Below are 14434 nucleotides of genomic sequence, written 5' to 3'. Positions count from 1 at the left end.
CCAGAGCCGGCCCCGGACGACGATGTAGCGGCCGTCGGGCGTGCGGGGCGGCGGGCCGGCCGGCGGCGGTGACTCCGGCGGCCGGCCGGTCACCGGGCCTCGGCGGCGGCTGGCGCTACCGTGGCGGCGCCATCGATTGCGGACCGCACCGCCGCGGCCAGGGCGGCCGCGTCGTAGGGCTTGGCCAGGATCACGCTGCCGCTGAGTTCGCCGCGCGGCAGCGGCGAGGCATCGCCGCTCGCGAATACGACCGCAAGGCCGGGCCTGCGCGCCCGCAGCTGGGCGGCGAGTTCGGTGCCGGACCGGCCCGGCAGGTTGATGTCGGTCACCACCGCCACAGGGTGGTGACGCTCCGCCAGGGTGCCGGCGTCTTCGGCGCTGCCGGCCTCGACCACCGTGTAACCGGCGTCCGCCAGCATCGTGGCCGAGGTGCTGCGGATCAGCGGATCGTCTTCCACCAGCAGCACTACGCAGCCGGTCGCGGCGGCATCGGCCACCGGTGCCGCTGCCGGGCGTGCCGCCGGTGCGGGCGCCTGCTGGCGCTGCGCGCGGTTGACCAGCACATGGCGCACCCGGCGGGCCAGCGCTTCGCGCGAGTAGGGCTTGGACAGCAGTTCCACACCGGCGTCGAGCCGGCCGCCGTGGACGATCGAGTTCTCGGTGTAGCCCGAAGTGAACAGCACCGCCAGGTCGGGGATACGCTGGCGCGCCTGCCGGGCCATCTCGGGGCTCTTCAGCGTGCCGGGCATCACCACGTCGGTGAACAGCAGGTCGACCGGAATGCCGCTCTCGATCACCGCCAGTCCCTTGGCCGCATCGGACGCCTGCAGCACCCGGTAGCCGAGGTCCGACAGCATCGCGACCACGACCTCGCGCACCTCGGCATCGTCCTCGACCACCAGCACCGTCTCGGTGCCGCCGACGATGTTGCCGGTATCGACCCGCACCGGCATGTCCTCGGCCTGTGCCGCGCGCGGCAGGAAGAGCTTGACGGTCGTGCCGTGGCCGATCTCCGAATAGATCTTCACATGGCCGCCCGACTGCTTGACGAAGCCGTAGACCATCGACAGTCCGAGGCCGGAACCCTTGCCTTCGGCCTTGGTCGAGAAGAAGGGCTCGAAGACCCTGGCCATCACCTCGGGTGTCATGCCCGAACCGGTATCGGACACGGCCAGCATCACGTACTGGCCGGGCGTCACCTCGTCGTGCTGGCGGGCGTAGTCCTCGTCCAGGTGGGCGTTGGCCAGCTCGACGGTCAGCTTGCCGGAGCCGCCCATCGCGTCGCGCGCGTTGATCGCGAGGTTCAGCAGGGCGTTCTCGATCTGGGTCGGATCGACGAAGGTGTTCCAGAGGCCGCCGCCGAGCACGGTTTCGATCTCGACGGCGCCGCCGAGGGCGCGGCGCAGCATGTCGTCCATGCCCTGCACCAGCCGGGTGGCGTTGACCACCCGCGGTTCCAGCGCCTGGCGCCGGCCGAAAGCCAGCAGCTGCGCGGCCAGCTTGGCGCCGCGCGAAACGCCGGCCATCGCGTTGGCGACCAGCCGTTCGGCGCGGTCGTTGCCGGCGATGTCCTTCGACAGCAGCTGCAGGCTGCCGGAGACCACCTGCAGCAGGTTGTTGAAGTCGTGCGCCACGCCGCCGGTCAGCTTGCCGATCGATTCCAGCTTCTGCGCCTGCGCCAGCTTGGCTTCCGCCTGGCGGCGTTCGCCGATCTCGGCGATGACCCGGGCTTCCAGGTTCTCGTTCAGGGCGCGCAGCTGCTCCTCGGCGCGCTCGCGGTGGCGCACCTGCGAGGCGAGTGCGGTGGCCTGCGCCTGCAGCGCCCGCTCGGCGGTCCGCTGCTCGGTGATGTCGGTGTGCACGCCGACCCATTCGGTGATCCGGCCGTCGGCAGCGGTGATCGGCAGCGCGCGCACCGCGAAGTTGCGCCAGGCGCCGTCGTGGCGGCGCACCCGGTGCTCGTGGACGAACATGCTGCGGGTCTGGACCGCGATGTTCCAGTGCACCACCGCGTCCTCGGCATCTTCAGGGTGCAGCGCATGGGACCAGCCGTAACCCTCGTACTCTTCCGGCGCCTGGCCGGTCAGTGCCGCCCAGCCCGGCTGCTCGCCGGCCATGCGGCCGTCGGCGGTGTTGGTCCAGAGGATGCCGTGCACCGCGTCCATCGCGGTGCGGAAACGGCGGTTGCTGACCGTGAGCGCTTCTTCCTGCCGGGCGCGGTCGGTCACGTCGAGCACGGTGCACATCACGCCCGCGGCCCGGCCGTCGGCCTGGTAGATCGGGGTATAGAACAGGTCGAAGACATGCGCCTGCGGGCCGTCGTCGCGCATCAGCGTCATCGCCTGGTCGCGGAAGCAGACGATCTCGCCGCGCAGGCCGCGCTCCAGGATCGCGCGGTTCCAGTCCCAGATCTCGGGCCAGATGCCCTGCGTGGTGCCGCCGAGCGCCACCGGATGGTGCTGGCCGGCGATCGCCCGGTAGCCGTCGTTGTAGAGCATCACGTGCTCCGGGCCCCACATCAGGACCTTCGGCACCGGCGAATTGACGATGTTCGAGACGGTCGAGCGCAGTTCCGGCGACCAGCGGTCCACCGGACCGAGCGGCGTGTCCGACCAGTCGCGCGCGCGGATCAGGGCGCCGCACTCGCCGCCGCCCGGCGGCCAGAGGACGCCGTCGGAAGCGACGGCGGATGGGGAAAAGGAGGACGGTACGTGCGGGGAAGACGACATGGCGGTGGGAACGCTCGGCAGAACGGGGCTGATATCCGCGCGGCGCCAGGATCCATCCGCCCCGGGGCGGCGCGTCGGGAGCTTACCCGGTCTGCGGGCGGCACGCAGCAAAAGCGTCCAGTGGCCGACGGTAGGTCGGGGTCCGGACGTCCAGCAGGCCGAGCACCGTCGGATAGAGGTTGTCGTGGGTCAGCGCCGCCTCGCGGCCGGCCCCCACGCAGGCCGCGTCGGTGCCGGTCCGTGCGGCGAAGGGGGCGTCCAGCCAGAGCACCATAGGCACGTGCTTCTGCACGTCGGGCGCCAGGGCGTAGGGCATCCCGTGGAGGAAGAGGCCGTATTCGCCGAGCGATTCGCCGTGGTCCGACAGGTAGAGCATGCCGACCGTGTGCCGGTCGCGGCGGGCGCCGAGCCAGTCGATGGTGCGGGCGAGGAACCGGTCGGTCTCGGCGATCGAGTTGTCGTAGACGTTGATCAGCGCCTGGTGGTCGCACTGGGCCAGCGCGTGGGTGGCGCACTCGGGCTGGAAGCGCTTGTTCTCCGGGGCGGAGCGGCGCCAGTAGGCGGGGCCGTGGCTGCCCATCTGGTGCATGACGACGACGACGCCGCGGGCGCGCCGTTCTGCGGGCAGAGCGGCGATCCGCTCGTCGAGGCCGGCGAGCATGACCTCGTCCAGGCATTCGCCGTCGTGGCACAGGGCCGCCGCGGCGGCTGCGGCCGGCGCGAAGGCGTCGGCGGTGGAGGCATGGGGAATGCGGTCGCACACGCCCTTGCAGCCGGCCTGGTTGTCGAGCCACAGTACCGCAAGGCCCGCTGCCTGCAGCACGTCCGTCAGGTTCTCGTGTTCGGCGGTGCGTGCTTCCCAGCCCGCCTTGCCGAGCGGCGAGAACATGCAGGGCACAGAATGCAGCGTGTTGGTGCCGCAGGAGCGGACGGCGGTGAAACTGGTGACGCCGCGCCGGGCGAGTTCGGGCGTCGTGTCGCGCTCGTAGCCGTTCAGGCCGAAATGGTCGGCGCGGGCGGTCTCTCCCACCACCAGCAGGAAGAGCGGCGGCCGGACTGCGGGCGCGGTGCCGGCGGCGGCGTAGCTCGGGCCCAGCGCAGTGCCGGCGGTGATGTGCACCAGCGGCGCGCCGCCGTGCTTGCGCCAGGGGCGCGTCACCGTCTGCAGCGTCGACAGCACCGGGTTTACCGGATTCATCATGAAGCGCAGTTCCATGTGGTTGCGCATCAGGGGCGCCACCTGGCGGTACAGGCCCAGGGCGCCGGCGGTGGTCAGCCCAACCATCAGGCCGAGCAGCAGGCCGTGGCGCAGCAGCCGGGCCACCGGCCGCTCGGCCGGGAAGCGCATCGGGAGCAGCCAGCACAGCGGCAATCCGGCCACCAGCAGCCACTGGCCGATGAGGCCCCAGCCGAACTGGTCCCGGACCTCGGTCATGTTGGTCTGCAGCACGTTGGCGACCATGCCCGGATCGACCACGATGCCGAACGCCACCATGTAGTACTGCACCGAGCCGGCCAGCAGCAGCAGGGCCGCGGCCGCCGGCTTGAACACCCGCGGCCAGGCGAACAGCAGCAGGAAGATTGCGGTCACGCCGAACACCAGCAGGCCGATGCCCGGGGCGAGCCAGAGAGCGTTGTCGCCCATCTCGCCCTGGCCGGCCAGCCGGCCGAGCAGCGCCCACAGCGGGCGGTGGGCCACGACGACCAGCCAGGCCGCCAGCAGCAGTGCGGCCGCGCGCGGCGAGCGGGGTGTCCGCCAGGCGGCACGCAGCGCCGCGAACGGCCCGCCGGCAGCGGTCTGGGGGGCGCGAGCGAACGGAGGCGCGGCGGACGGCAGCGGCGATGGAAGGGCGGTAGGCAGCATGCCGGCGACGGTAGCCAGCGGGCCTGAAACGCCCCTGAATGCGGCGCTCAGGATCCGTTCAGCTTCACGGCAGGGCCGGCCTACACTGGCGCTTCCCCCGTCCCGTGCCCTTTTTCCCATGCGCATCCTGCTCGTCGAGGACGACCTGCCGCTGGCCGAAGCCGTCTGCGGCTATCTGCGCGCCAAGTCCTTCGTGGTCGATACCGCCGACGGCCTGGCGAGCGCCCGTGCCGCGCTGGCCGGCGCCCGCTACGCCGCGGTGCTGCTCGACCTGCACCTGGGCGACGGCGACGGGCTCGGCCTGCTGCCGATGCTGCGCGCGCTGCCGGACCCGCCGCTGGTGATCGTGCTCACCGCCCGCGACCAGGTGAGCGACCGCATCCGCGGCCTGGACGCCGGCGCCGACGACTACCTGGTCAAGCCCTACGACCCCGGCGAGCTGCTGGCCCGCCTGCGCGCCATCGAGCGGCGGCGCGGCGGCGCCGGCGACACGCCGGTGCTGCACCTGGGCGCGCTCGAGATCGACCTGGCCCGCGACCTGGTGCGCAAGGCCGGCGTGCCGGTGGTGCTGACCGCCAAGGAGTGGTCGCTGCTGCGGGTGATGGCCACCCGGCCGGACCGCATCCACACCCGCGAAGCGCTGCAGGACGCGCTCTACGGCTTCGACAGCGAAACCGACAGCAACACGCTGGAAGTCTTCGTCAGCCGGCTGCGTCGCAAGCTCGGCCGCGAATACATCCAGACGCTGCGCGGCCTGGGTTATCGGCTCGCCTACGCGCCGGAGGACGGCCGGTGACCCCGCCTGCCGTCCGCCGGCCGGGCACGCTGGCGCGGCGGCTCACCCGCACGCTGGTGCTCTGCGTCGCCGCGGTCTGGGCGCTCAGCCTGGTGGGCGCGGTGGGTTTCGTGCACCGCGAGATCAACCGCAATTTCGACCAGGAGCTGGAAGAAAGCGCGCTGCGGCTGCTCGACGTGGCCACCCACAACCTGGACCTGGCCGGCCTGCCGGCCCGGGGCGCGCCGCCGGTGCTGGAGCCACCGCCGCTGGTCAGCGGCGACACGCTGCTCTACCGGCTGGTGGATACCGAAGGCCAGACCCTGCTGGTGCCGACGGTCGCACTGCACAGCCACATCTTCGACCCGGTGCCGCCGGTGCCCGGCTTCCGCAACCATGCCGGCTGGCGCATCTACACGGTGCGCCATCCGCTGCGGCCGCTGCTGCTGCAGCTGGCCGATCCCCGGTCGGAGCGGCGGCAGGCGGTACGGGTGTTCATGCTCGGGCTGGCGCTGCCGATGCTGGCGGTGCTGGGCCTGCTGGCGCTGGTGGTAAGCGCGGCGGCGCGCGGCGAACTGCGGGTGCTGCACCGGCTGGAGGCCGAGATCGCGGTGCGCGGCGGCGACGACCTGCGGCCGCTGGCGCTGGCGGGCATGCCGCGCGAGCTGCAGTCGGTCGGCGAGCATGTGAACCGGCTGCTGGAGCGGCTCGCCCAGGCGCTCGACGTGGAGCGGGCGCTCGCCGCCAATGCGGCGCACGAGCTGCGCACGCCGCTCGCCGCAGTGCGGCTGCGGCTGCAGACGGCGCTGGAGGGCTCGCTCGCCGCGTCGGACATCGAGGCGGCGGTGCGTTCGCTCGACGTACTCCGGCACCGCACCGAGAAACTGCTGCAGTTGTCGCGGGCCGAATCGGCCGCGGTACTGGCGCAGGTGCCGGTCGATCTGGTGCGGCTCGCCGCCACCGTGGCCGAGGAGTTCTGGCAGACGCCCGCCCTGCAGCAGCGGCTCCAGCTGCGGGTGCCCGACGCGCCGCTGCCGCCGGTGCGCGGCGATGTCGATGCCCTGGCGATCGCGCTGCGCAATCTGGTCGAGAACGCGCTGCGCTACGGCGGCGACGGCCGCATCGACCTGGCGGTGCGCGGTGCGGGCGTGGTCGCGGTGCGGGACCACGGCCCGGGCGTCGCCCCCGCGCGGCTCGATGCGCTGCGCCAGCGCCACGTGCGCGATTCCGATGCGCAGGCCGGATACGGCCTGGGGCTGTCGATCGTCGCGACGATCGTGCAGCGCCACCAGGGACGGCTGGCGCTGGTGTCGCCGCTGCCGGACGGCACGCCGGGTTTCGAGGCGCGGATCGAGCTGCCGCTGGCGGAGAACGCCGCCCCAGCGTGATCCGGAGGCGCGCGGTATTCTCGTCACCGCATGGTCACCGTTCCGCCCGCTTCCCCGCACGCTTCCGCTGCCCCACTGCGTGACCGGCCGATCGTGGTGGCGCTCGCCGGCATGGCGGCGCTGGCTGCGGCGATGGGCATCGGCCGCTTCGCCTTCACGCCCCTGCTGCCGATGATGCTGCACGACCGGGTGATCGACCTCGCCGGCGGCAGCTGGCTCGCCACCGCCAACTACGTGGGTTACCTGCTGGGCGCCCTGGCCTGCATGGCGCTGCCGTGGTGGGGCCGGCGCGGTGGCCGGGCGCCGGGTGCCGCGGTGCTGGCCCGTTCCGGGCTGGTCGCCACGGCCCTGCTGGCGCTGGGCATGGCGCTGCCCTGGTCCGCCGGCTGGCCGGCGCTGCGGCTGGCGGCGGGCATCGCCAGCGCGGTGGTGTTCGTCAACGTCTCGGGATGGTGCATGGTGCGGCTGGTCGCGCTCGGCCGGCCGGCGATGGGCGGGATGATCTTTTGCGGTCCGGGCATCGGCATCACGCTGAGCGGGCTGTCGGCGGGGGCGATGGTGGCGATGGACTGGCGTGCCGCGGCCGGCTGGGTCGCCTTCGGTCTGCTGGCGGCCGTCCTGTGCGGACTGGTCTGGCCGGTGGTACAGGGCGCGGCGGCAGCGCGGCCCGCCGGTGCCACGGCCGCGCCGGCCTCGGCCAGGGCTGCCTCGCCGGCGCAGCGGGCCGAGCGCGCCTTGCTGACGGCGGCGTACGGACTGGCAGGACTGGGCTACATCGTCACCGCCACCTTCCTGCCGGTGATCGCCCGGTCGGTGTTGCCGGCCGGCTCGCCTTGGCCGGACTGGTTCTGGCCGATGTTCGGCGCGGGCGTGGCGCTCGGTGCGCTGCTCAGCACCCGCACGCCCGCGCACTGGGACCGGCGCTGGCTGCTGGCCGGTTGCTACGCGGTGCAGGCGGGGGCGATCGGCATCGGCCTGTGCTGGCCCGGCACGCCCGGTTTCGCGGCCGGCAGCCTGCTGCTCGGCCTGCCGTTCACCGCGATCACCTTCTACGCCCTGCAGGAAGCAAGGCGCATCTGGCCGGCCGCCGGCGACAGCTTCACCGGGCTGCTGACTGCGGCCTACGGCATCGGGCAGATCGCTGGGCCGCCGATGGTGGCGCTGCTGCTGCATCGCAGTGCCACCCCGGCGGAGGGATTCGACTGGGCACTGGAGGCGGCTGCGGCCGCGTTGGTGCTCGGCATCGTGCTGTATGGGGCGATGGCGCGGCGCTGGCCGCTGCGGCGCAACTGAGAACGTTCGTCGGTTGTCGGCTCAGCCGCCGTCCGCAGGGCGGATGCCGGCGAGGATTTCGGTGATTGCGTCCGGGTCGACCGGCTTGGTCAGGTGGAAATCGAAGCCGGCCGCCATCGCACGCTTCTTGTCTTCGGCGCCGCCCCAGCCGGTGAGCGCGACCAGCACCAGCGGAGGCGCGCCCGCCGAACCGCCTTCGGCCGTCGATTCGCTTTTGCGCAGTTCCCGGGCCACCTCGTAGCCGTTGAGGCCCGGCATGCCGATGTCGAGGAACACCGCGTCCGGTTTCCACAGGCGCACCAGTTCCAGCGCGGCCAGGCCGTCGTTGGCGATGCGGACCTCGTAGCCGTCGAGTTCGAGCAGCGCCGCGAGCGTTTCGGCGCCGTCCTGATTGTCGTCGGCCAGTGCCACCCGCAGCGGGCCGACGGGCCGGACGGCTGCCTCGGGCGCAGCTGCCGGGGCCGCCACCTCGGTGCGGCCGACGGCGGCGCCCGGCACCCGGAGCGAGAACTCGCTGCCCAGCCCCAGCCCTTCGCTGTGCGCGGCGACCGTGCCGCCGTGCAGTTCCACGATGCCCTTGACCAGGGCGAGGCCGATGCCCAGCCCGCCCTCGGACCGGTCGAGCGCCGACTCCACCTGCGAGAACATGCCGAACACCCGCGGCAGCGTCGAGGTCGCCATGCCGATGCCCGAATCGCGCACCCGCAGGACCAGCGCGCCGCCTTCGAACCGCGACGAGAGCACGATCCGGCCGCCGGGGTCGGTGTACTTGGCCGCGTTGGTCAGCAGGTTCGACAACGCCTGCGCCATCCGCAGCGGATCGGCCTGCAGCGCGACCGGCATCGGGTCGGCTTCCACCACCAGCGTGTGCTGCCGGGCGTCGATCACCGGACGGGCCGTCTCCAGCGCGGCTTCGACGATGGCCGCCGCCGTGGTGGGTTCGCGCCGTACTTCCAGAATGCCGCGGGTGATGCGCGACACGTCGAGCAGGTCGTCGAGCAGCAGCGCCATGTTGCGCACCTGCCGCTCGATCACCTCGTGCGACCAGCGCAGCTGCGACAGCGTGGCCGACGGGTCGCTGGAGATGCGGGCGGCGCTGCGGATCGGCGCCAGCGGATTGCGCAGCTCGTGCGCGAGCGTCGCCAGGAATTCGTCCTTGCGCCGGTCGGCCTCCTGCAGGGCCTCCTCGGCATATTTGCGGTCGGTGATGTCCACCAGCACGCCGAGCATGCGGACCGGCCGGCGCTCCGCATCGCGCTCGATGCGGCCGCGGGCCATGATCCAGCGGTGCGCGCCGCTCGCCTGCACGATGCGGTGCTCGGAATGCCAGTCCGCCCCGCAGGCCAGCGCGTCCCGCAGTGAATCGCGGACCCGGTCCTGGTCTTCCGCATGGCAGCCGAGCACGAAGGATTCGAGCGGTGCACCGGTCCGGACCTCCTCGGCCGGCACGCCGAACAGTGCGGCCAGGTTGTCGTCGGGCATGACCAGGTCCTGGACCGCGTCGTAGTCCCAAGTGGCGATGTCGGCCGATTCGAGCGTGGCGGCCAGCCGCTCGCGCGCTTCTCGCAGCGCGGCTTCGGCGGCGACGCGCTCCATGGCGGTCCAGGTGCGCTCGGCTACGTCGTGGGCGAGCTCGACCTCGTGGGTGGTCCAGCGGCGGCGCTCGGACGCAGCGACGAACAGGCATCCGGTGAGGCAATCCTCGGTGTGCAGCGGCACCACGATCATGGCCTGCACGCCGATATCCCGCGCCAGCCCGGCGAGCTCGCTCTGCCAGCCGCCGTGGGCGAGCGCCGCATCATGCAGCACCACGTTGCGCCCGGCGTCCAGCTCGGCCAGCAGCTGCGGCGCCTCGCGCAGCGAGCCGGTACGGCCGGGCTTCATCGGCAGGCTGCCGTCGGACCAGACTGCGGCGTGCACATAGCACCGGTCGCGGTCGATCGAGGCGTAGCCGGCGGCCCCGGCCTGCAGCCGGCGCGCCAGCATCTCGGCCGACAGGCACTGCACTTCGTGCGGGGTGGACAGGAGCCGCAGCCGGTCGCCCAGCTCCAGCTGGAAGGCGAGCAGCTGCTCGGTCTGGATCGTCTGGGTGGTTTCGCGGCAGGTGCAGACCATGCCCAGCACCTGACCGGTACGGTCGCGCACCGGAATGTAGGAGAACGCGAAGTGCACTTCCTCGTCGAAGCCGTGCCGGTCGTGCATGACGAAGCGGATGTCGTCCATATGGGTCGCCTGACCCGCATAGGCCCGGTCCATCACCGGACCGACGTCGTCGAGGATGTCCGCCCAGACCTCGGCGAACGGCCGGCCCATCGCCCACGGATGCTTGTTGCCGAGCATCGGCGCATAGCCGTCGTTGTAGAGCATGGTGCGCTCGGGACCCCAGGCAACGAAGCCGGGCTGCCGGCTCTCGAGCATCACGTCGACCGTCGCATGCAGCAGGTCCGGCCAGGATTCGCGGGGGCCGAGGGGCGTACGCGACCAGTCGAAACCCGCCACCCGCAGCGCGGCCGGCAACTCGGCGGCGGTCGCGTCGGAGGTGTAGGGGACGGAGGCGGAGGGGGCGGACATCGTGGTGGCGGTCGCAGTTCGGCTGAGTGAACCACCGCGGGAATTATTGCAAACGGTTCCGGTTTTGCCTGCCTCGAACGGCCGACGGCGGCAGGGTGTGCCGTCCTACGACGACATGGGTCTCCGGTCGATAGCTTGGAACGATTCCCAGCACCCCGGATCGGAGCCCGCCGCATGCCCGCCGCCTCGTCACGTGCCCTCTGGAAGGGCGCCATCAGCTTCGGACTCGTCCACATTCCGGTGGCCCTGTATTCGGCCACCGCCGACAGCGGCATCGACTTCGACTGGATCGACCGCCGCTCGATGGACCCGGTCGGTTACCAGCGGATCAACAAGAAGACCGGCAAGCCGATCGACAAGGACGACATCGTCAAGGGCATTGAGCAGGAAAACGGCAGCTATGTGGTGCTGAGCGAGGACGAGATCGCCGGCGCCTATCCGCGCTCGACCCAGACCATCGACATCGAGGCCTTCGTGCCCGCCACCGACATTCCCTTCGTCTACCTGGAGCGGCCCTACTACCTGGCGCCGGCCGCGAAGGGGTCCAAGGTGTATGCGCTGCTGCGCGAGACGCTGGCGAAGAAGCAGCTGATCGGCATCGCCCGTTTCGTGCTGCACAGCAAGCAGCACCTGGCGGCGCTGGTGCCGTCGGGGCCGGCGCTGGTGCTCAACACGCTGCGCTGGGAGGCCGAGGTCCGCACCCTGGACGGCCTGGACCTGCCGCCCGAAGGCACCCGCCAGGCCGGCGTGTCGGCCAAGGAGGTCGAGATGGCCGGCCGGCTGGTGGACGACATGGCCGGCGCCTGGAAGCCGGCCGACTACACCGACTCGTTCCGCGACCGCATCCTGGCGCTGGTGCAGGAAAAGCGCGACGCCGGCAAGCTGGAAGACGTGTCGCGCCCCGGCGAGGAGCCCCGCGAGGGCGAAAGCGCCGAAATCATCGACCTGACCGAGCTGCTGCAGCGCAGCCTGCGGCGCGGCGGAGGCGGGGCCGCATCGACCAAGCCGGCCGCAAAGTCCTCTGCCAAGACAGCGGCGAAGAAAAAGGCGTCCACCGGCAGCTCCGCTTCGGCGAAAAAGGCGCCAGCGAAATCCGCCAGCCGCAGCAGTGCCGCCAAGGCGCCCGCCCGCAAGCGCGCCTGATGGTCCGGCGGTCCCCCGTCATGCCCCGCGCCGCCGATCCCGATCCGTCCCGCGACGAGCTGTCCGACTACCGGCGCAAGCGCGACTTCGCCGCCACGCCCGAGCCGCGCGGCACCGTTGCGGCGGCGGCCGACGAGCGCATCTTCGTCGTGCAGAAGCACGATGCGCGGCAGCTGCACTACGACTTCCGGCTGGAGCTCGACGGCACGCTGAAAAGCTGGGCGGTGCCCAAGGGGCCGAGCCTGGACCCGTCGGTCAAACGCATGGCGGTGCAGGTGGAAGACCATCCGCTGTCGTACGCCGGCTTCGAAGGGTCGATCCCCGAAGGCCACTACGGCGCAGGCGACGTGATCGTCTGGGACGCCGGCACCTGGCAGCCCGAGGGCGACGACCCGGCCGCCGACTACCGGCGCGGCCGGCTGCAGTTCACGCTGCAGGGCCGCAAGCTGCAGGGCCGCTGGAACCTGGTGCGCATGAAGCGGCGCGCAAACGAGCGCTCCGACTCCTGGCTGCTGATGAAGGACGACGACGCCGCTGCGCGGGCCACCGCCGACTACGACGTGCTGGCGGCCGAGCCGGACAGCGTGCTCCAGCCCGGCAAGGGCCTGCCGGCGGCAGCGCACACGGCGCCGCGCAAGAAGGCTGCGGCCGCTGCGAAAGCCGCATCCACGCGGAAAGCATCAGAGCCGAACCTGTCGGGGGCGCCAGCACCTGCCGCGGGCCCCAAGGCCGCCGCCCGCCTGCCTTCCACCCTATCGCCCGAACTCGCCACGCTGGTCGACGGCCCGCCGCCCGACCCGGAGGCCTGGTCGTTCGAGGCCAAGCTCGACGGCTACCGGCTGCTGGTGCGCGTCGAGGGCGGCACGGTCCAGCTGCTGACCCGCACCGGCAAGGACTGGACGCCGAAGATGCAGCCGCTCGCCGCACGGCTGAAGGCGCTCGGCCTGCCGGACTGCTGGATCGACGGCGAGGTGGTCGCCGCCGGGCCGCGCGGCACGCCCGACTTCCAGGCGCTGCAGGGCGCCTTCGACGGCCAGGACACCGACCACCTGGTGTACTTCGCCTTCGACCTGCCGTTCTGCGATGGCGAGGACCTGCGCCGCCAGCCGCTCGAGGCCCGCCGCGACCGGCTGCGGGCGCTGGTCGGCAACACGCCCGGCGCACGGGTGCGCTTCTGCGAGACGCTGCAGGGCTCGCCGCAGGATCTGCTGGCCGAAGCCTGCCGGCACGGCTTCGAAGGGTTGATCGGCAAGCGGCGCGACAGCGCCTACGTCAGCCGCCGCTCTCCCGACTGGATCAAGCTCAAGTGCCTCCGGCGGCAGGAGTTCGTGATCGGCGGCTGGACCGACCCGCAGGGCACCCGCAGCGGCCTGGGCGCGCTGTTGCTCGGCGTGCACGACGCCGCGGGCGCGCTGCAGTACGTTGGCCTGGTCGGCACTGGTTTCGACGCCGACACGCTGGCCGACCTGCGGCGCCGGCTCGATCCGCTGGCGCGGAAAGACTCGCCCTTCGCCGGCCGGCGGGCGCCGCGCGGCGCGCATTTCGTGCGGCCGACGCTGGTGGCCGAGATCGCCTTCAGCGAATGGACCCGCGACGGCGCGCTGCGCCATCCGGTGTTCCACGGCCTGCGCACCGACAAGCCCGCCCGCGAGATCGTGCGCGAGCAGGAAGCGTCCGCCGGCGCCACCGCCGAGGCTGCGACGGCCGCATCCGACGTCCCCAGGACGCCGCCGGTCTCGCTCGCCGGCCTGCGCATCACCCATCCGGAGCGGGTGATCGACGCGGCGTCCGGCACCACCAAGCTCGGCCTGTTGCGCTACTACGCCGAGGCCGCCGGCCTGATGCTGCCGCACCTGGACGCGCGGCCGGCGGCCCTGCTGCGGCTGCCGTCCGGTGTCGGCGGCGAAACTTTCTTCCAGAAGCATGCCGAGGCGACCGAGATCGCCGGCGCCCGCCGCCTGGCTGCGGCCTACGACCCGGGCCATGCGCCGCTCCTGTTGATCGACACGCCGCAGGCGCTGCTGGCGGCGGTGCAGATGAACACGGTCGAGTTCCACACCTGGAACGCGGTGGTGCCGGCCGGCCGGCGCCGGGCGGCGCGTTTCCGTGCGCCCGACCGCATGACCTTCGACCTGGACCCGGGCGAGGGTGTCGGCTGGCCCCAGGTGCGCGAGGCGGCGCAGCTGCTGCACGCCTTCCTGTCCGAGATGGGGCTGGTGTCCTTCCTCAAGACCAGCGGCGGCAAGGGCCTGCACGTGGTGGTGCCGCTGGTGCCCGCGCTGGACTGGGACACGGTGAAGGACTTCAGCCAGCAGGTGGCGCAGCGCATGGCCACGGTGATTCCCGACCGCTTCGTCGCCAAGAGCGGGCCGCGCAACCGGGTCGGGCGGATCTACATCGACTACCTGCGCAACGGCTTCGGCGCCACGACGGTGGCGGCCTGGTCGGTGCGGGGGCGGCCGGGGCTCGGCGTGTCGGTGCCGGTCGGCTGGGACGAGCTGCCGGCCCTCTCCGGCGGCGCCCACTGGACGGTGGCGACGGTCGCCGACCGTTTCGAGATCGGCAACACGCCCTGGGACGGTTATGCCGCCGCGGCCCAGCCGCTGGACACGGCTCTCGAAATGCTATCGAAAGAATAGCTGCTTGCGCAGGCAGGTACTGCGCAAACGTC

Annotated in this window: 8 protein-coding genes; 5 read left to right on the top strand and 3 right to left on the bottom strand. The window is 72.3% G+C overall.

All coding sequences use genetic code 11. The annotated features are described in order from the left end of the window. Positions 1–89: 89 nt before the first annotated feature. Positions 90–2729: a response regulator gene (locus QZ500_RS19555; protein WP_366762742.1), complete on the bottom strand. Its 2640-nt coding sequence runs from the start codon at positions 2727–2729 to the stop codon at positions 90–92. 82 nt (positions 2730–2811) lie between these two features. Then, entirely contained in the window at positions 2812–4593 is a 1782-nt protein-coding gene (locus QZ500_RS07130) for a sulfatase-like hydrolase/transferase (protein ID WP_295852847.1), read from the bottom strand. 118 nt (positions 4594–4711) lie between these two features. Between QZ500_RS07130 and QZ500_RS07125 the strand changes: the two genes are divergently transcribed. From QZ500_RS07125 to QZ500_RS07115, 3 genes are read left to right on the top strand one after another with little or no spacing between them, the layout of a single operon-like run. Further along, positions 4712–5389 (top strand): response regulator transcription factor, encoded by a 678-nt coding sequence (locus QZ500_RS07125; protein ID WP_295852844.1) that lies wholly within the window; start codon positions 4712–4714, stop codon positions 5387–5389. Continuing rightward, positions 5386–6756: a HAMP domain-containing sensor histidine kinase gene (locus QZ500_RS07120; RefSeq protein WP_295852842.1), complete on the top strand. Its 1371-nt coding sequence runs from the start codon at positions 5386–5388 to the stop codon at positions 6754–6756. The genes QZ500_RS07125 and QZ500_RS07120 overlap by 4 nt, the downstream gene beginning before the upstream one ends. 30 nt (positions 6757–6786) lie before the next feature. Beyond that, positions 6787–8049 (top strand): YbfB/YjiJ family MFS transporter, encoded by a 1263-nt coding sequence (locus QZ500_RS07115; RefSeq protein ID WP_295852839.1) that lies wholly within the window; start codon positions 6787–6789, stop codon positions 8047–8049. Between the two features lie 21 nt (positions 8050–8070). Here QZ500_RS07115 and QZ500_RS07110 read toward each other — a convergent pair whose 3' ends face one another. Next, positions 8071–10620, bottom strand: coding sequence for an ATP-binding protein (locus QZ500_RS07110; RefSeq protein ID WP_295852837.1), 2550 nt, complete (start codon positions 10618–10620; stop codon positions 8071–8073). 174 nt (positions 10621–10794) lie between these two features. Between QZ500_RS07110 and QZ500_RS07105 the strand changes: the two genes are divergently transcribed. After that, positions 10795–11763, top strand: coding sequence for a Ku protein (locus QZ500_RS07105; RefSeq protein ID WP_295852835.1), 969 nt, complete (start codon positions 10795–10797; stop codon positions 11761–11763). Positions 11764–11783: 20 nt separating this feature from the next. Further along, positions 11784–14402: a DNA ligase D gene (gene ligD / locus QZ500_RS07100; protein ID WP_295852833.1), complete on the top strand. Its 2619-nt coding sequence runs from the start codon at positions 11784–11786 to the stop codon at positions 14400–14402. Positions 14403–14434 lie beyond the last annotated feature (32 nt).

It is taken from the genome of uncultured Xylophilus sp. (assembly GCA_913776965.1).
Lineage (GTDB): Bacteria > Pseudomonadota > Gammaproteobacteria > Burkholderiales > Burkholderiaceae_C > Xylophilus.
This window is presented reverse-complemented; position numbering and strand designations above follow the sequence as displayed.

Excerpts from the sequence above, each read along its gene's own strand:
- QZ500_RS19555 (WP_366762742.1), bottom strand. The coding sequence starts at position 2,729 with ATGTCGTCTTCCCCGCACGTACCGTCCTCCTTTTCCCCATCCGCCGTC.
- QZ500_RS07130 (WP_295852847.1), bottom strand. The coding sequence starts at position 4,593 with ATGCTGCCTACCGCCCTTCCATCGCCGCTGCCGTCCGCCGCGCCTCCG.
- QZ500_RS07125 (WP_295852844.1), top strand. The coding sequence starts at position 4,712 with ATGCGCATCCTGCTCGTCGAGGACGACCTGCCGCTGGCCGAAGCCGTC.
- QZ500_RS07115 (WP_295852839.1), top strand. The coding sequence starts at position 6,787 with ATGGTCACCGTTCCGCCCGCTTCCCCGCACGCTTCCGCTGCCCCACTG.
- QZ500_RS07110 (WP_295852837.1), bottom strand. The coding sequence starts at position 10,620 with ATGTCCGCCCCCTCCGCCTCCGTCCCCTACACCTCCGACGCGACCGCC.
- QZ500_RS07105 (WP_295852835.1), top strand. The coding sequence starts at position 10,795 with ATGCCCGCCGCCTCGTCACGTGCCCTCTGGAAGGGCGCCATCAGCTTC.
- ligD (WP_295852833.1), top strand. The coding sequence starts at position 11,784 with ATGCCCCGCGCCGCCGATCCCGATCCGTCCCGCGACGAGCTGTCCGAC.